Annotated in this window: 16 protein-coding genes; 5 read left to right on the plus strand and 11 right to left on the minus strand. The window is 35.5% G+C overall.

Annotated features, from left to right (window positions below; translation table 11 throughout):
- Positions 1 to 18: 18 nt before the first annotated feature.
- Positions 19 to 3,165, minus strand: coding sequence for a UvrD-helicase domain-containing protein (locus E0Z07_RS04385; protein WP_006262389.1), 3,147 nt, complete (start codon positions 3,163 to 3,165; stop codon positions 19 to 21).
- Between the two features lie 111 nt (positions 3,166 to 3,276).
- On the opposite strand from E0Z07_RS04385, the gene E0Z07_RS04390 reads away from it, so the two are divergent.
- On the plus strand, positions 3,277 to 3,882 hold the full coding sequence (locus E0Z07_RS04390) for a superoxide dismutase (RefSeq protein ID WP_006262390.1): 606 nt from the start codon (positions 3,277 to 3,279) through the stop codon (positions 3,880 to 3,882).
- A gap of 164 nt (positions 3,883 to 4,046) precedes the next feature.
- Here E0Z07_RS04390 and pyk read toward each other — a convergent pair whose 3' ends face one another.
- From pyk to E0Z07_RS04415, 5 genes are all read right to left on the minus strand, one after another.
- Positions 4,047 to 5,477, minus strand: a complete 1,431-nt coding sequence (pyk, locus tag E0Z07_RS04395) for a pyruvate kinase (protein WP_006262391.1) — start codon at positions 5,475 to 5,477, stop codon at positions 4,047 to 4,049.
- A 4-nt stretch (positions 5,478 to 5,481) separates the two neighbouring features.
- Positions 5,482 to 5,970 carry an IPExxxVDY family protein gene (locus E0Z07_RS04400; RefSeq protein WP_006259881.1) on the minus strand — a complete coding sequence of 163 codons (489 nt, stop codon included), beginning with the start codon at positions 5,968 to 5,970 and terminating at the stop codon, positions 5,482 to 5,484.
- Between the two features lie 97 nt (positions 5,971 to 6,067).
- The gene (rnc, locus tag E0Z07_RS04405; RefSeq protein ID WP_006262392.1) at positions 6,068 to 6,814 is read right to left on the minus strand and encodes a ribonuclease III; all 747 of its coding nucleotides are present in this window, start codon (positions 6,812 to 6,814) and stop codon (positions 6,068 to 6,070) included.
- Between the two features lie 15 nt (positions 6,815 to 6,829).
- Positions 6,830 to 8,083, minus strand: a complete 1,254-nt coding sequence (gene fabF, locus E0Z07_RS04410) for a beta-ketoacyl-ACP synthase II (RefSeq protein ID WP_025125226.1) — start codon at positions 8,081 to 8,083, stop codon at positions 6,830 to 6,832.
- Positions 8,084 to 8,284: 201 nt separating this feature from the next.
- The gene (locus tag E0Z07_RS04415) at positions 8,285 to 8,521 is read right to left on the minus strand and encodes an acyl carrier protein (RefSeq protein WP_002988156.1); all 237 of its coding nucleotides are present in this window, start codon (positions 8,519 to 8,521) and stop codon (positions 8,285 to 8,287) included.
- Between the two features lie 196 nt (positions 8,522 to 8,717).
- On the opposite strand from E0Z07_RS04415, the gene purN reads away from it, so the two are divergent.
- Both purN and rnhA read left to right on the plus strand, forming a co-directional pair.
- Complete coding sequence (gene purN / locus E0Z07_RS04420) at positions 8,718 to 9,278, plus strand: phosphoribosylglycinamide formyltransferase (protein WP_006259885.1); 561 nt, start codon at positions 8,718 to 8,720, stop codon at positions 9,276 to 9,278.
- A gap of 8 nt (positions 9,279 to 9,286) precedes the next feature.
- Positions 9,287 to 9,760, plus strand: a complete 474-nt coding sequence (gene rnhA, locus E0Z07_RS04425; RefSeq protein WP_006259886.1) for a ribonuclease HI — start codon at positions 9,287 to 9,289, stop codon at positions 9,758 to 9,760.
- Positions 9,761 to 10,029: 269 nt separating this feature from the next.
- Here the strand turns inward: rnhA and E0Z07_RS04430 are convergent, their stop codons facing one another.
- The 4 genes from E0Z07_RS04430 to E0Z07_RS04445 all read right to left on the minus strand — a co-directional run bounded on the left by E0Z07_RS04430 (position 10,030) and on the right by E0Z07_RS04445 (position 12,494).
- Entirely contained in the window at positions 10,030 to 10,659 is a 630-nt protein-coding gene (locus E0Z07_RS04430; protein WP_006262393.1) for an RDD family protein, read from the minus strand.
- Between the two features lie 50 nt (positions 10,660 to 10,709).
- Positions 10,710 to 11,102 (minus strand): DUF1493 family protein, encoded by a 393-nt coding sequence (locus E0Z07_RS04435; RefSeq protein ID WP_006259888.1) that lies wholly within the window; start codon positions 11,100 to 11,102, stop codon positions 10,710 to 10,712.
- A 29-nt stretch (positions 11,103 to 11,131) separates the two neighbouring features.
- Complete coding sequence (locus tag E0Z07_RS04440) at positions 11,132 to 11,587, minus strand: hypothetical protein (protein ID WP_225581623.1); 456 nt, start codon at positions 11,585 to 11,587, stop codon at positions 11,132 to 11,134.
- Between the two features lie 61 nt (positions 11,588 to 11,648).
- Positions 11,649 to 12,494, minus strand: a complete 846-nt coding sequence (locus E0Z07_RS04445) for a hypothetical protein (protein WP_006262395.1) — start codon at positions 12,492 to 12,494, stop codon at positions 11,649 to 11,651.
- A 768-nt stretch (positions 12,495 to 13,262) separates the two neighbouring features.
- Here E0Z07_RS04445 and E0Z07_RS04450 point away from each other — a divergent pair.
- Together E0Z07_RS04450 and E0Z07_RS04455 are read left to right on the plus strand one after the other, a co-directional pair.
- Entirely contained in the window at positions 13,263 to 14,192 is a 930-nt protein-coding gene (locus E0Z07_RS04450; RefSeq protein ID WP_006262396.1) for a PfkB family carbohydrate kinase, read from the plus strand.
- 59 nt (positions 14,193 to 14,251) lie between these two features.
- Entirely contained in the window at positions 14,252 to 16,150 is a 1,899-nt protein-coding gene (locus E0Z07_RS04455; RefSeq protein WP_131540320.1) for an amidophosphoribosyltransferase, read from the plus strand.
- 103 nt (positions 16,151 to 16,253) lie between these two features.
- Here the strand turns inward: E0Z07_RS04455 and E0Z07_RS04460 are convergent, their stop codons facing one another.
- Positions 16,254 to 17,654, minus strand: coding sequence for an SLC13 family permease (locus tag E0Z07_RS04460; protein ID WP_006259893.1), 1,401 nt, complete (start codon positions 17,652 to 17,654; stop codon positions 16,254 to 16,256).
- Positions 17,655 to 17,685: the final 31 nt, after the last annotated feature.

The raw sequence follows: 17,685 nt of genomic DNA on the forward strand, positions 1-17,685 counted from the left end.
TAAACAATTTATACTCTTTTACAAATGTATTATATTTAAGTTCTCCCCTGTATATAGCAACACCATTTTAACGACTTCATAACCCATTTCTACTAAAGACTGGCCATAAGCCTTCACCTGGTCTTTATATTTCTCTTCTTCTTTACCTGTTTTATAATCTAATATATAAGCCTGTCTTCCTCTTATCACTACTCTATCTGGTATAGTATTGCGCTGATAAGGCCCTATGATTACTCGCTCGTTAAATACAATATTATCTTCTCTAAAGAAAATCTCTAAATCGGGGTTACTCACGATACGTTGAATAATCTCCTTAAAACGCTCCTTTGCATCCTCTTGTATCAATCCCTTTTCTAGCCCTTCTCTTACCACAGCATCTACATCGCGATAATCTGTTATAAACGACATCAGTTTATGGACTAAGTTACCATACTCTATCGCTTTTTGGTTATGAGAATCCCACATCAAAGCTTCCCTCTGTGCAATTTTGATTGCTTCAAAATCCAATACACTCTTTACAGGAAGAATCATTTTATTCACTTCATCCGTAATGACCTCTTTACTTTTAGAAACCTTTACCTTCTCTCCAAATCCATAGACTAAATCTACGTCATTATAAACACCTTCTGTCACTAAAAAATCTAAGAATAGTTTAGATAAATTATTTCTAAACTCTCCTTTACTTGTTACGTTTTTATAACTAATAATATATAACTGTTCTTCAGCTCTAGTCAATGCTACATAAAGAACATTTACATTATCCAGCAACATCTCTTGTTCTTTTTTCTCATACAGAAGTTGAGCATACTCACCATATTCCACCACTTCCTTCTTAGAGTCAACCAAAGCTTTGGGGAACATTATCTGATCTTTATCCGTCTCTATATTCACCCATAGTTTATCACGACTAGGGCGTGTGAAATCCTCTTCTGCAAAAGGAAATATAACAATTGGAAATTCTAACCCCTTAGATTTGTGTATCGTCATAATCTGCACAGCATTTCTACCTTCAGGTGTCGGTATGCTAAACTTGTGATAGTTTGTATTCCAATATTCTAAGAAGTCACTAATCCCAAATTGATTCTTTAAAGACTTTTCTAATACCAAGTCTAAGAAATACAAAACATAAGAACTAGCACTCTTATCTGGTAAAAAAGCTAAAACAATAGCCTCAACAGCATCGTACAATGACTTCGAACGACAAGCCTCAAATGAGATAGGCACATTGTGGTCTACTAACCAAGCTTCTAATTCTAACTCAGTCTCAAAAGAAAGTCCCGCTTTTATAAAGTCATGTTTCTTTGTCAAATCACTTTGCTTACCACTTACATAGTACAGCATCATCATTTTTGCTTCTAGATCGCGCTCTGTCTTTAAGAACTTCAGTACATTAATGATTAACCTCACTTCACTAGCATTGTTAATCAATAACGAATCAGAAGAAAGTATCTCTAGACCATTCTCTGTTAAGTAATTTGCTAATAGCACACCATGGTCTCTCTTACGTGTTAGAATAACAATATCTTTCAGATCAAACCCCTGCTCTAAAACGCCTTGTATAGTATTCAGCGTAGCTTGCGCATATTGCATATTCTTCTCTTCTGCCTCTTCTCCTTCATCCTTTTGTAAGAATTCAATATTTACATACCCACCAGCTTTACTATTAACCTCTTGATAACTATTATTCTCATATAGATCTTTATAATCCTCGTTAATAAAGTTGCGAGAGACATCCTTAAAAAATCTATTATTAAATTGAATGACCTCAGCATAACTTCGATAATTACGACCAAGGTTCACCGTCTGTTTATCAGGATTAGCAAAGGGATTCTCATCCTTGCTCAAAGCAATAAATTGTTCTGCCTTTCCTCCGCGCCATCTATAGATAGACTGTTTAGGGTCACCTACTATCATCAGGCTTCCCTTAGTTCCTGTATGATCTTCTCCTGCTAATGCATTATCAATCAGTGGCACCAAGTTCTGCCATTGCATTTCTGATGTATCCTGAAATTCGTCTATAAAAAAGTGATGATATCGCTCTCCTAAACGCTCATAGATAAATGGTGCTGGTTGATTCTGTATTTCATTGTGAATAATCGCATTAAACTGAGTGATCGACAATATATTTTGCTCCTCTTGAATCTTATCCATCTCCTGCCCTATAGTACTTAACAGCGATAAAGGGGTAAGGTTTTTCAAGAAAGCAGTATAAAAAGCTCTACGAGAATACAAATCATATACCTGCGCTAACACCTTTAGAAAATCTGGTATAAAAGCTTCGATTAACTCCACATCTTTAGCAGTCTTCTTTATTTTAATATCATCAAATTCGTGATAACGCTTGGTTGTACCTACAGTATCTTGAATCACATTCTCTATATGCTTGACGAAATACTGTCCTGAGAACGAAGTTTTATCCATTCCTTTAGACTCTATTAAGTCCATTATACTCTGCCCCAGAACAATGCTTTCTGCTGTAATTTTTTTAATCTCTTCGCGAAGAAAATCTCTCACTTTTACAAAGTCTTGTAAAGTATGCTCAGAGAACAAAGCTATTTCTTCTCTATTATTTTCATTTAATAGTAAAGCTCCCACTTCTTTCAGCTCTCTCGTGATATCCCAGCTCTTATCATTATCTGCTTTATCAATAGAAAAGTCAATCAACAAATCTGTCAATTCACTATCCACACCAGCTTTTGCGATTACTGCGTCCACTGCCTCTTGTAGTAATTCATCTGAATCCAACGAAACCTCAAAAGTCATCGGCAATTCTAAATCAAAAGCAAAAGAGCGAATAACCTTATGGGTAAACTTGTCTATCGTAGAGATATCAAAAGAAGCATAGTTGTGAATAATACTTCTGATAATACGTCCTGACTTCGCTCTTATAAATCCTTCCTCTAATTCTGTTTCTTCTTGTACTTGATTAAAGATACTTCCATATTTAGGATCTAGCTCTTCTTTAGAAAAAGCATTTAGACAAGATACAACACGAGTCTTCATTTCTGCTACGGCTTTATTCGTAAAAGTAATAGCAAGTATCTTTTTATAGGCGTCATCTTGCTTATCAAGGAGTAAAATCTTAAGATATTCCTTAACTAAAGTATGGGTTTTTCCAGACCCAGCAGACGCGTTATATATTGAGAATGAAGGCTTATCAAGCATGAAGTAGGTTCTATTTATTAACTTATATTAAACATTACAAACCTTCCATATTAGGCTTTATTTGTTTAAATTTGAAATAAAATTAATATTAATCTTTAAATAATACGAATTATGGCTTTCGAATTACCAAAATTACCATATGCATACGATGCATTGGAACCACATATTGATGCACGTACGATGGAAATCCACCATACAAAACATCATAATGCTTATACTACTAACTTAAACGCAGCTATCGCTGGAACAGCTTTAGAAGGAAAAACTATCGAAGATATCCTTGCTAACTTAGACATGTCTAATGGAGCTATTCGTAACAACGGTGGTGGTTTCTATAACCACAACTTATTCTGGACAGTAATGACTCCTAATGGAGGTGGTCAGCCAACAGGTGAGTTAGCTGATGCAATCAATACTGCTTTCGGATCTTTCGAAAACTTTAAAGATGCTTTCGCTAAAGCTGGTGCTACACAATTCGGGTCTGGATGGGCTTGGTTATGTGTTAAAGATGGTAAATTAGAAGTATGTGGTACTCCTAACCAAGACAACCCATTAATGCCTGGTGTTGCTTGTGGAGGAACTCCAATCTTAGGAATGGATGTTTGGGAACACGCTTATTACTTAAACTACCAAAACCGTCGTCCTGACTACATTAATGCTTTCTTTAATGTTATCAACTGGGCGGAAGTTGCAAGAAGATACGCAGAGGCAAAATAATTAATTTTTGCACCTCATTACAAACTATTAAAAGCTCCAGCAATGGAGCTTTTTTTATACCCTTACCTCAGATTTATCATTAATTATATACTATGCCGTACTGGATTAAACAAAAAAAGCTCAGAACCATGTCCTGAGCTTTCTATATTGTAGAGGCACAATAATTATTGCACCTCTGATATTCTTAGTGTATTCACCATACCTTTTTCGATAATTGGCATTGCTGCTAAGTTGATAACCATATCCCCTGTCTCAGCTAATCCTTTCTCTTTTACCATCGCATTGATATCCTCAATAGTCTCATCAGTACTCACATATTTATCGTAATAGAAAGCCTGAACTCCCCATAATAAGTTTAATTGAGTAATAATACGACGATTAGAAGAGAATACTAATATATTACTATTTGGTCTCCAAGCCGAAATTTGGAACGCTGTATAGCCACTATTTGTCAATGTACAGATAGCCTTAGCTTCGATATCATTCGCCATTAAAGCAGCGTGGTAACAAATATTTTTAGTGATATAACGGTTTGTCTTGATTGTAGGTGGACTTTGTGGTACTTTAATTAATGGAGAAGTCTCAACACTTTGAATAATCTGTGTCATCTTCTCGATTACTTGTACTGGGTATGCTCCTACAGAAGTTTCTCCTGATAACATTACAGCATCAGCACCGTCCATTACAGAGTTTGCAACGTCATTTACCTCAGCTCTAGTAGGAGTAAGGCTAGAGATCATCGTCTCCATCATCTGTGTAGCGATGATTACAGGGATTCTAGCATTCTTAGCTACGTGAACTAATTCTTTTTGAATCAATGGTACCTCTTGAGCAGGAATCTCAACACCTAGATCTCCACGAGCTACCATAAGACCATCACAGTAAGCCACTAACTTCTTAATATTCTTTACTGCCTCTGGTTTTTCGATTTTAGCAATGATTGGAATCTTATGATCAGAATGTTCTTTAATCAAGTTCTGTAAGTCCATTAAATCTTCAGGTGTACGAACGAAAGATAATGCCATCCAGTCTACTTGTAACTCACAAGCAAAAATAGCATCTCTAATATCTTTTTCCGTTAACGCTGGTAATGATACTTTCGTCATTGGTAAGTTAACCCCTTTTTTAGATTTAAGTGGTCCACCTTGTACAACTACAGTTTTTACCTCATCTTCTCCATTAGTTTCTAATACATCAAAGATAAGTTTACCATCGTCTAATAAAATTCTCTCTCCTGCGTTAACGTCAGTTGGGAATTTTTTATAATTCATGTATACGCGTTCTGCGTCACCTTTAAACTCTTCTTTCGTAGAGAATGTAATCACATCACCAGGATTTACGATAACGTCTTCAGACATCACACCTACTCTTAATTTAGGCCCTTGTAAGTCTCCTAAAATAGAGGTAGTATATCCAAATTCTTTATTTAGATCACGGATTATATTTACTTTCTCTTGAACATCTTTATAATCAGCATGTGAAAAGTTGATTCTAAAAACATTTACACCAGCTTTAATCATATCATGTAATACCTCTCTCGTACTAGATGCTGGTCCTAACGTTGCTACGATTTTCGTCTTTTTTTGTGCTAACATATTTTTAAAAAATTAAGTTCGTTTTATTTTTTAATATCTCTTGCTTTATCTCATAAGCTGCAGATATAATTTTTACTGAATTCAACCGATCAATGATTGTACCAATTTCGAACTGACTATCAGTTTCTTCTATCTTAATCAAATAATCGACTGACTTTAATTCGGGCAATAAATACCCTTGCTTAGTTACTGGATGATTGGCTGAGACAAATAAGGGAGAGTCTAACCCTGACTCAGGTATTAGAAAAGCTTTATTCGCTACCACCTTCCAATACACATGATGATCAAAGTCATCATACTCATAGAATGAAAAAAAAGCGTGTCCCACATCTGTAAAGATGTCTACATCCCTCTTACTTCGTTCTAGATTAATTTCAAGTATTGAATTAATAAAATACACTACTTTATAATCTTCTTTTCTGGAAGTATGTATAGCGATCAAGCGATAATCCTCACTATCAAAGTCTTCAAGCTTATATTTTATTATACCCATATAAGAAATTAGTTACACAAATATACAACTTTTATCGAGCTATATTTGTATAACCTCACCATATTAGATTATATAAACGTTAAGGAATTAACAAAAATTATTGCTTTATCTGTTCTTGAAATGCGAAGTAAGCACGTTGTGATGCCTTTTCTTCTGCTTTCTTTTTAGATGTAGCTCTCGCTTTAGCGACTAGTTTATCGTCTATAAACAGACGTACACCGAAGTACTTTAATTCTTCTGCCGTGTCTTCTTCAAAAGTATCGTATTTAAACGTATGCTTTCTCTTCTGACACCATTCGATTAGCAAGCTTTTATAACTAGTTATCTTCGTTTCTAACTCTTGGATATCTGACACCTTGCTCAACAGTTGTTCGTGGATAAACTTCTCACACGCAGGGTAACCTCTATCAAGATAAATAGCACCTATAATAGCCTCTAATAAATTACCATGTATATTCTCTCCGAACTGTTGATTACCCATCTTGCTTTCTACATGCGAGACTAGTTTCAAATCTTTACCTAATTGGTTCAGATTTTCTCGACTAACAATTTTAGAACGCATCTTCGTCAAATAGCCCTCATCTCCACTCGGAACTTCTATAAATAAATAAGAAGCAATAACAGATCCTAACATTGCATCGCCTAAGAACTCTAAGCGCTCATAGTTAATGGGATGACCTTCTTCATCACATCTATTCATCGATCGATGCGTGAATGCAATTTTATAATAAGATAGTTCTACTGGTTTTACACCGACTATCTCAGTCACCTTTCGACAAAAATTCCCGTCTTCATTATTGAAGGAACGGGAATTATTGAATATTCTATTTAGTAACTTTTTCATCTTTATAGGATGATTTTACTTCTCTAATTTCTTAACCAACACACAAGCATTGTGTCCTCCAAAGCCGAATGTATTACTCATTCCAACTTTAACATCTCTCTTCTGTGCTTTATTAAACGTGAAGTTTAGCTTAGAATCTATCGCTTCATCATCTGTAAAATGGTTGATTGTTGGTGGAACAATACCGTGCTCTAATGATAAAATCACAGAGATAGCCTCGATAACACCAGCAGCTCCTAATAAGTGACCTGTCATCGACTTAGTCGAGTTCAAGTTCATCTCATAAGCATGCTCTCCGAATACATTAAGAATAGCCTTAGATTCTGCGATATCTCCTAGTGGTGTAGAAGTACCGTGCATATTTAACACATCTACATCTTTAGCCTCTAATCCAGCATCTTTAAGACAGTTGATCATCACATTAGTAGCTCCTAATCCTTCTGGATGTGGCGCTGTTAAGTGGTGAGCATCAGCTGACATACCTCCTCCACCGATCTCACAGTAGATTCTAGCACCACGTGCTACAGCATGTTCATATTCTTCTAAGATAATAGCTCCAGCTCCTTCTCCTAATACGAATCCTTCTCTGTCTTTGTCCATTGGTCTAGACGCAGTCTTAGGATCATCATTTCTAGTAGATAGTGCATGCATTGCATTAAATCCACCGATACCTGCTATCGTTACAGCAGCCTCAGAACCTCCAGTTACGAAGATATCAGCCATACCTAAACGAATATAGTTAAATGCATCGATAATAGCATTAGTAGATGATGCACATGCAGATACTGTAGTGAAGTTAGGCCCTCTCAGACCGTATTTCATAGAAATATGTCCACCGGCAAGATCCGCTATCATTTTAGGGATAAAGAAAGGATTGAACTTTGGTATTCCATTTCCTTCTACGAAGTTTGTCACCTCGTTTTGGAATGTTTCTAATCCTCCAATACCTGAACCCCAAATAACTCCTGCTCTATCTAAATCAATAGTCTCTAAATTTAATCCTGAATCTTTGATCGCTTCGTCTGCACTAACCATAGCATACTGTGCATAACGGTCCATCTTACGTGCTTCTTTTCTCTCGATAAAATCCTCTACGTTAAAATTCTTTACTTCGCACGCAAACTGAGTTTTGAAATTGGTAGCGTCAAAATATGTAATGGGTGCAGCTCCGCTTACTCCATTAATTAGGTTGTTCCAATACTCTTGAATATTATTTCCAATTGGCGTAAGGGCACCTAAACCGGTTACAACAACTCGCTTTAATTTCATAAAATAACTTATATGGTTTGTACTATAAAAAAAAATCCCAATCTTCACTTTTGTAAAAAAAGGAAACATTGGGGTGTTTGTTTGATTGTATATGTTAGATTGTTGCCAATCTGTCCTTTTTTGTTTCTTCTAAAAATCAGTCATTTTCAAAAAAATAATAACACCCGCATGTTTGTGGAATAAACACGCGGGATATAGTTATTACTTTTTAGCTTCTTCTATGTAAGAGATAGCTTGTCCAACTGTAGCAATGTTTTCAGCTTGGTCATCTGGAATTTGAATATCGAATTCTTTTTCGAACTCCATGATAAGCTCAACAGTGTCTAGTGAATCAGCTCCTAAATCATTAGTGAAGCTTGCTTCTGCTACAACTTCGTTCTCGTCAACACCTAATTTGTCAACGATAATCGCTTTTACTCTTGATGCAATGTCTGACATAATCTTTAATTTTAAATTTAATTTCGTAGGCAAAAATAAAAAACTTTATTTTAAATCCTGATTTTCCATGTTAATTGTCGGTGCGAAATTATAAAAATTATTAATACTTATCGCTATTTTTCTATTTATTGTCAGTTATTATTCTTTTTTTTGTACTTATTTATTGTACTTTCAACTTCATAACACAACTAACTACATGAAAAACATAGCTCTATTCGCCTCTGGTTCAGGGACTAATGTAGAAAACATCATCAACTACTTTGAAAGCAAGTCTATTTCTAATCAATACCTTATATTGGTTAACAACCAAAATGCTAAGGTAATAGAAAAAGCTGAAAAAAGAAATCTTCCAGTTCTGATTTTTGACAGAAATATGCTAAATGATGGCGCTGTATCTCAAAAATTAGAACAATTTCAACCTGATTTAATTGTATTAGCAGGTTTCTTATGGAAATTTCCCGATGACCTTGTTAAAAAATATCCGAATAAAGTAATTAATATACATCCAGCATTATTGCCTAAATATGGCGGTAAAGGAATGTATGGTCATCACGTACACACTGCAGTCGTAGAAAATAAAGAAAAAGAGTCTGGAATCACTATTCACTATGTAAACGAAAACTACGATGAAGGAGCTGTTATATTCCAAGCTTCTACTCCGATAGAGCCTTCCTATACGCCAGAAGAAGTAGGAGCAGCTGTACTTAAACTAGAACACCTACACTTCCCACAAGTAATCGAGAAACTACTATTTTAATATTATAAATGAATTTGCCACAAGTAATACTATATACCGATGGCTCCTCTAGAGGTAACCCTGGTCCTGGTGGATACGGACTGATACTAGAGTGGGCAGGTCATAATGTCTATAAAGAAGCATCCCAAGGATATCGCAAAACTACCAATAACCGCATGGAACTACTAGCGGTGATCGTAGGCTTAGAAATGCTAAAGAACGAAGGTACTAATGTCCTAGTCGTATCGGACTCTAAGTATGTGGTAGACGCTGTAGAAAAGAGATGGGTATTCGGATGGGAGAAAAAAGCCTTTAAAGACAAAAAGAATCCTGACTTATGGCAACGCTTCTTAAAAGTATACCGCAAACACAACGTCCAGTTTAAATGGGTAAAAGGACATAACAACCATCCTATGAACGAACGATGTGACGTCCTTGCAGTAAAAGCAGCAACAGGAACTAAATTATTAATAGACGAATATTACGAGTCTGAAGAAAATTAATAAAACGACAAAGAGCATCTTTTTAAGGGATGCTCTTTGTCGTTATACTACATAAGAGAAGGTCTCTCTATATCCGAAAAATCTAAGTCACTACTAAATAACCTATCGCATAACTCACTAGCTCCATATTCTGTGAAGTATGCTAATTCATTATCTGATATTGGCATTGTTTAATGTCATTCACCTCATTTTCTTCTTACCTCATATTATAATCACTGATTACACTTTTATTATGACACCATCTCTCTACTATAGCGCATACACTGTACTTACAGCCTCTCTCTGCGAATCTCTGTTACTACTAGAGTCTCTGCTAGATTATCGTGTAAAGTCTGCTTCTGATCTGACCAGAAAAACATAAAATAACCAATACATAACATAAATCCAGATAATAATCTAGCAAAAAATCGCCCTGTAGCTTGACCAAAAGTTACTCGCTGCCCCTTACAGTCAAGTAACATGATCTTCATCGTTTTTTGCCCTATAGTCGCTTGTCCATCATTACTCTGCATTAATGAATAATAGAGCCACCCAGCTATAAATGGAAAAAAGAGGCTCGGTATTAAAAGAATCAAACCATCTAATAACCCTGCCACAAAACGCTCTCCAAAGTCAGCGTATCGATAGTGAATTCGTTCAGTAGGTGTAGTTACAATCACATATCGATTATCCCTAGTATAAGACAAACTAACATTTTGATTATACCCATAATTTGGCGTACTATACATCGGTCTCTGAAGATACACTTCAAACTCTCGTAGAAATCTTGCCTCTGTCCAATCATGCAATTCACTATGCCAGATTAGCGTAGTCGGAGAAATTATAAACTGTCCTAACTCAGAGAACTGATATGGCCCCTGACTTTCGCCATTAATAGAGATAAAGTATTCTTTTTTCATTAATTGTATTTTTTTAACAAAAATAAACATATTAATGATTACAAAATAAACTACATACTCTTTTTATTCTTCATCATATACTCATAAAGAGTTACAGGCGTACACAGTTCCTTATTAAGATCAGGCTTATACTGCTCTGGAACATTAAATACCCATCTTAAAATAGCGATTACAATATTAAAAGGTAACAAAACCCCATTAACCATCATCATCACACACCCCTTTAAACTATATTCAAAACCTTCGGGATAAAAATAACGGTCAAATTCAAAATATTCAAAACTCACCTCAAACTCATCTTCTAGCGAAATAAGTAAATCATCTATATCAAGACCGTATCCAAAATTATAAGCAATATCACTGTTCTCAGTAATCACCTTTTCTTGTCGACTCGTATCAGTATTCAAAAAAGATATCACATTCTCTAAAGTCAATTCCCTCATAGTATTTATCTCTCTTCTCAATCATTTTATTAAACCTCTCTATAACAGAGCATTCCACTTCTGTTTTTATTCTCAGTTGTATAATAAACTGATGTACCATCTTCTTTAGTTTCTTTAAGAATTATACTTTCAAATATCAAATCAGATGCCAAAGAGAAATAAGGTCTACCTACTTTTTTATTAGCTTTATTATATTGAGTAGCTTTTAACTCAGCGTATTTAAAAAACTCACTAATCGACATCTCCTGCCCCATTGACTTTGTATCTAATACTACACCCGACTCTACAACAGAGAAATCAAACACATAGTATACACCACTATTTTCATATACTTTCACTTGAAATTCCTTAAGCAGACCATCCACTTGTATCGGATTACCAATAAATCTAAGCTGTTTAGCGTCTCTTACTTCTTTCTCTCCTGCAGCAGCATTCATTAATAATACGATAGGCTCTTTTATAATATGTGATCCCTGTGCTGACATTAAAGAAGACACAAGAAAACAAAATATGAACCACACTATACTTATCCCTCTCATAACTCTTCTATAGTTTTATAAATTCATCCTTATAATGCTTACTCGGTTTTATCCAAGCCCTAGTTCTATCTGCATTAATAATCCAATTAAAACGTTTCATCATATCTGCTCCAAATAGACTAAAAGATTGATTCTTTAATTCTCCTGAGAAGTACGCCACTCTCACCTGCTGTAGTTCAGCACTACCTAAACTCACCTTAGTCACCTCAGCAGTATTCGTGATCACACTTTTTCCTGCTGAGTTCTTTAATTCTTTATGATCTATAGTAACCAGTTTATCTTTTAACCTATTCTCCTCTGCAAAATTATCATCATATAATATCCCTCCCGAATAACCAGACTGAAGATAAAAAGGATGCACATACTCCTGCCCAGCTATCTCACTCAGCATATCGATAAACATCGCACCATTTCGATAATGAACAGGAACCGACTGATATCCTTCTACACTAGGCATACTCGTATAAGAGACTAACTCTTCCTTATCATAATTTATCTCTAATACACTATCTTTAAACAACGCCATACCGATCTTACCATCTGACTCTAATCCGCTATACTGATTATCTACAAAAGAAATACCATCCCACACATGCCCACTAATCTCTACTGTATTAGAAGCACTATAATCTTCTTTATCGAATAGGATATGCTCTACCTTATTCATACGCACAGGCGAGATAGCGCCATCATCCATCGCTACCTGAAACATCAGATCTAGGCTATCCTTCTGATTCACGACTGTCTTTAGTATTAGATTATTGTACTTAGTCAGTCTAAAAGGAATACGCACCTGAGCACTAGCGAGAGTTCCCATAGCACACATTATTAAAAGCACTAAGCTCTTTTTCATAATTAATAAGGTTATTAGTTAGTTCGTTATCGTAAATCTAAAAAACATTTCTCTTTTTTCTATTCTATCCCCTTAAAAAACACTTTTTAGACCTATAAAAGGCTAACTACAACTCCTTATTTCTGTTTTTTGACGAGATTAGGGGGTATTTACTCTCTTTTAGCAGAAAAACCAGCACTCTTTTTTACACCTAATTTATTGAGAAAATAAACATAAAAAACTAATTACCAATATATTAACATAAAAAAAGGCAAATCATACAATAAACCTTAACCCCCTCTAACCTTAGTATTTATAAGCAGTAGAAGCATTTCCTTCAACACTTCTTCAACATTTCTCCAATATTGCTCTAGCTGACAAGGCTTTTGTTGAAGGAATCTTGAAGAGGTGTTGTGGCACTCTTGAAGAAGGCGCTTTTTAGAAGCCTCTGCCTAGCTATCATTATGATTATTTCACTATCTTTAAGCTAGTGTATAGACTCCTGTGTATGCTGTATTATGCATCGGGTAGTTTCTAAAAAAGAAGCCAGATAAGCTTCAGAGAAAAGACTTTATAATTATTTAATTCTGTGTTAAATAACAGCATGTGATAAAGATGACGACATCATCTTTTTATAGAATAATACTGACTAAGTACTAGATAATTGCATTAAAAACAACAATCTATACTAAAACACTCAGTGTTAGCAAAATAGTTAATTATAGCTTTTAAATTTGGTAGTAAAAAGAGTATTGCCATATATTTGTAGCTTATTTCTTTGCAAAAAATATGAATAAATTACTGATAGTGGGGACGGTGGCCTTTGATGAAATAGAAACTCCATTCGGAAAAACAGACAAGATATTAGGTGGTGCAGCGACATACATCGGATTGTCTGCCTCACACTTTAATATTAAATCTGCTATAGTGTCTGTGGTTGGAAATGATTTCCCACAAGAACACTTGGATCTTTTAAATAGTAGAAACATCGATACTACTGGAATAGAAGTAGTAAAAGAAGGAAAAACCTTCTTCTGGAGTGGTAGATACCATAATGATCTAAACTCTAGAGATACTTTAGATACACAACTTAATGTATTGGCTGATTTTAATCCTATCGTACCAGAAGATTTTAAAGAATCTGATGTAGTAATGCTAGGTAACCTACACCCAAACATTCAGATCAAAGTATTAGATCAATTAACTGCTAAGCCTAAACTTGTCGTTCTAGACACCATGAATTTTTGGATGAATTGTGCGCTAGATGAATTAAAGGAAGTGCTAAAAAGAATCGATGTTATCACTATCAATGATGAAGAAGCACGTCAGCTATCTGGAGAGTATTCTCTAGTGAAGGCTGCTGAAGTTATTCATACCATGGGACCAAAATACGTTGTTATTAAAAAAGGTGAGCATGGTGCTTTATTATTTGCAGATAAAGACGTATTTTTCGCACCTGCATTACCGTTAAAAGAAGTGTTCGATCCGACAGGAGCTGGAGATACTTTTGCAGGTGGTTTTACAGGTTATTTGACACAGAGCAGCAATGTTTCGTTCAGAAATATGAAGAACGCTATTATATATGGCTCTAATCTTGCGTCATTCTGTGTAGAAGAATTTGGAACATCAAGGATGGAAAAATTAAACGACAAAGAAGTGGTAGAAAGACTACAACAATTTAAAATGTTAACTCAATTCGATATCGAATTAAAACAATAATGTAAAATTATAAGCCTCGTTATGGGGCTTTTTTTATTCAACAACAACACACAACTAACATGAGCGACGCTTTAAAACACGAATGCGGTATAGCGGTTCTAAGACTAAAAAAACCGTTATCCTACTACAAAGAGAAGTATGGAAGTGCTTTCTATCCGATACAAAAGATGTATCTATTACTAGAAAAACAGCACAACCGAGGACAAGATGGAGCTGGACTAGCAAGTATTAAACTTGATATGGAACCTGGGGAGCGATACATTAGTCGTGTTCGTTCAAACAAAGCACAACCTATTCAGGATATCTTCATGCAGATCAATGAGCGTATCAATGAAGAGATGGAAGCACACCCTGAATACCAAAACAACGTAGACCTTCAGAAAAAAAACATTCCTTATCTAGGAGAGGTTTTCTTAGGTCACGTAAGATATGGAACATTCGGAAAGAACAATATCGAGAGTGTTCACCCATTCTTGCGCCAGAATAACTGGATGCACAGAAACCTAATCGTAGCGGGTAACTTCAACCTGACTAACGTACGTGATTTATTCCAAGACTTAGTAGAACTAGGTCAGCATCCTAAAGAAATGTCTGATACCATTACAGTAATGGAGAAGATAGGACACTTCTTAGATGATGAAGTAAATGACTTATACTATAAAATAAAACAAGAAGGATATACTAAAAAGAAAGCGTCTCCACTAATCGGAGAACGTCTAGATGTAGCGCGTATCTTACGCCGTGCTTCTAAGAACTGGGATGGAGGTTTTGCGATGGCTGGTATGATCGGACATGGTGATACATTCGTATTACGTGACCCTGCTGGTATACGCCCTGCATTCTACTTCGAGAATGATGAGATCGTGGTAGTAGCTAGTGAAAGACCTGTGATACAGACTGCATTCAATGTTCCTTTTGAAGAAATTAAAGAATTAGATCCTGGTAAAGCTATCATTATTCGCAAAGATGCTTCAGTAAAATTTGAACAAATCTTAGAGCCACTTCCTCTTAAAGCGTGTTCTTTTGAAAGAGTATATTTCTCTAGAGGAAATGATGCAGATATATACCAAGAGAGAAAAGACTTAGGTAAGCTAATCTTCCCTGAGGTATTAAAAGCGATCGGAGATGATACGGATAACTCTGTGTTCTCTTATATCCCGAATACTTCTGAGACGTCATTCTTCGGAATGGTAGAAGGAGCACAAGACTTCCTTAATCAACGTAAAATAAGTGATATTCTAAAGAATAAAAAAAACTTATCTGAAGCGAAGTTACAAGAGATCTTATCTGTAAAACTAAGAACAGAGAAGATCGCGGTAAAAGATGCTAAACTGAGAACATTCATCACAGATGACAGTAGTCGTGACGACTTAGTAGCTCACGTATACGATGTGACTTATGGTGTGATCAAACCTACTGATAACTTAGTGATCATCGATGATAGTATCGTACGTGGTACTACACTTAAGAAGAGTATTATCCGTATGCTGGATAGACTTAATCCTAAGCGTATCGTGGTGGTATCTGCTGCTCCACAGGTGAGATACCCTGACTGCTATGGTATCGATATGGCTAAGTTAGAGGGATTAATCGCTTTCCAAGCGGCTATAGAGTTACTAAAAGACCGCAACTTATATCATATCGTGGATGAAGTATATAAAAAGTCTAAAGCACAAGAGCACTTACAAGACAATGAAGTCATTAACTATGTAAAAGATATCTATGCGCCATTTACAGATGAAGAGATTTCTAATAAGATCGCTGTAATGGTAAAAGATGTGAATATAAAGTCTGAGGTTAAGATTGTATTCCAGTCTGTAGAGAACTTACATATCGCTTGCCCTAAGAATTTAGGAGACTGGTACTTCACTGGTGATTATCCTACTAAAGGAGGTAATAGAGTGGTAAATAGAGCCTTTATCAACTTCTACGAAGGAAGAGACGAAAAACCATACTAAAATATAAAATAAAGCACATCTCATCACGAGAGACTAAATAATAAATGGGCTGTTATCAAAAGATAACAGCCCATTTACTTTATAAAGTATAACTTGTATTTAGTTATTGTAACCAAAAGAAATACGCGATAATAGCAATTAATACCGCACAGATAATATTCAATACAAAACCTGCTTTCATCATATCCTTCTGACGAATATCACCTGTACCAAATACAATGGCATTAGGTGGAGTAGCAACAGGCAACATAAAGGCACACGAAGCTCCTAGACCTATAATCATAGACAATCCTAATGGCGGTAAGCCTAACTGGTCTGATATCGTTATAAACAAAGGAACTAACAAAGCGGCACTAGCTGTATTAGAAGTAAACTCTGTCAAGAATACAATAAAGAACGATACTACTAGCCCAATAGTGAAATAACTACTATCCTTAATCACTGATACTAATAAGTCTGCTAAAACTTCACTTGCGCCAGAATCTCTAAGTACCATACTCAAAGTCAAACCTCCTCCAAATAAAAGAAGAACTCCCCAATCCACATTGTGCTGTAACTCTTTCCATCTAGAGACCTGACTCACACAGATCAACATAAAAGCTCCTAAGGCAATAAAGGTATCAAAATTACTAAACTTACTTTCAAAGCCTACTAGGGAAGCTACTAGTGGATTTAACTGGTCACTAAAGATCCAGCATAGCGCTGTAGTAATAAATATAGCTAATGTCAACCATCTATCAGAAGTCATTGGGATTTTCTTTGTATTAGCTTTAAACTCAAAGTCTAGCTTAGGCTTGAACACAAAGTAAATCACCCCTATCATCAATGGTAATAATATCAAGACCATAGGAATCCCCATCTTCATCCACTCTGCAAAAGAAACATTTAACTGAGAAGCAACGATGGCATTAGGTGGACTACCTACTACTGTTCCCATCCCTCCGATACTAGCACTATATGCAATACCTAAGAGTACAAACACATAGGTACTTCTATACTTCTCTTTATCTAACTGACCTAATACTCCTATCACTAAAGGTAACATCATCGCTACTGTAGCAGTATTACTAATCCACATTGATAATACAGCTGTAGCTAAAAAGAGATAAAATACAGCATAAGACAACCTTCCTTTAGCGAGGTACATAATCTTATTGGCTATGATCATATCTAGTTTCTGTACATGCAGCGCTCCTGCTAATACAAAACCTCCTAAAAATAGAAATATAGTAGGGTCTGCAAAAGAGGCTAAAGCGGGCTTAGTATCCGTCAATCCAAGTCCTATGGCAAGCACAGGTACAAATACGGCTGTGGTGGTCACATGTATTGCTTCTGTCAACCATAACACAGCTACAAAGACTAAAAGAGCTAGTCCTTTATTCACTTGTGGTTCATAAGGTAAATAGTTGATAAGAAGTAATAAGGTAATAATATTAAAAAGAATAATAAGGTAATTTCTCTTTGATTTTAGTGGTCGATTTTCATGCTCATAGTCTAAACGCATATACAGTCGTGTTTAATAATTTTAACTAAAG

Source organism: Myroides odoratimimus (assembly GCF_004337635.1).
GTDB classification, from domain to species: Bacteria; Bacteroidota; Bacteroidia; order Flavobacteriales; family Flavobacteriaceae; genus Flavobacterium; species Flavobacterium odoratimimum.

Bases quoted from the DNA above. Each gene is read 5' to 3' on its own strand.
- E0Z07_RS04385 (WP_006262389.1), bottom strand. From the start codon at position 3,165: ATGCTTGATAAGCCTTCATTCTCAATATATAACGCGTCTGCTGGGTCT.
- E0Z07_RS04390 (WP_006262390.1), top strand. From the start codon at position 3,277: ATGGCTTTCGAATTACCAAAATTACCATATGCATACGATGCATTGGAA.
- pyk (WP_006262391.1), bottom strand. From the start codon at position 5,477: ATGTTAGCACAAAAAAAGACGAAAATCGTAGCAACGTTAGGACCAGCA.
- E0Z07_RS04400 (WP_006259881.1), bottom strand. From the start codon at position 5,970: ATGGGTATAATAAAATATAAGCTTGAAGACTTTGATAGTGAGGATTAT.
- rnc (WP_006262392.1), bottom strand. From the start codon at position 6,814: ATGAAAAAGTTACTAAATAGAATATTCAATAATTCCCGTTCCTTCAAT.
- fabF (WP_025125226.1), bottom strand. From the start codon at position 8,083: ATGAAATTAAAGCGAGTTGTTGTAACCGGTTTAGGTGCCCTTACGCCA.
- E0Z07_RS04415 (WP_002988156.1), bottom strand. From the start codon at position 8,521: ATGTCAGACATTGCATCAAGAGTAAAAGCGATTATCGTTGACAAATTA.
- purN (WP_006259885.1), top strand. From the start codon at position 8,718: ATGAAAAACATAGCTCTATTCGCCTCTGGTTCAGGGACTAATGTAGAA.
- rnhA (WP_006259886.1), top strand. From the start codon at position 9,287: ATGAATTTGCCACAAGTAATACTATATACCGATGGCTCCTCTAGAGGT.
- E0Z07_RS04430 (WP_006262393.1), bottom strand. From the start codon at position 10,659: ATGAAAAAAGAATACTTTATCTCTATTAATGGCGAAAGTCAGGGGCCA.
- E0Z07_RS04435 (WP_006259888.1), bottom strand. From the start codon at position 11,102: ATGAGGGAATTGACTTTAGAGAATGTGATATCTTTTTTGAATACTGAT.
- E0Z07_RS04440 (WP_225581623.1), bottom strand. From the start codon at position 11,587: ATGTCAGCACAGGGATCACATATTATAAAAGAGCCTATCGTATTATTA.
- E0Z07_RS04445 (WP_006262395.1), bottom strand. From the start codon at position 12,494: ATGAAAAAGAGCTTAGTGCTTTTAATAATGTGTGCTATGGGAACTCTC.
- E0Z07_RS04450 (WP_006262396.1), top strand. From the start codon at position 13,263: ATGAATAAATTACTGATAGTGGGGACGGTGGCCTTTGATGAAATAGAA.
- E0Z07_RS04455 (WP_131540320.1), top strand. From the start codon at position 14,252: ATGAGCGACGCTTTAAAACACGAATGCGGTATAGCGGTTCTAAGACTA.
- E0Z07_RS04460 (WP_006259893.1), bottom strand. From the start codon at position 17,654: ATGCGTTTAGACTATGAGCATGAAAATCGACCACTAAAATCAAAGAGA.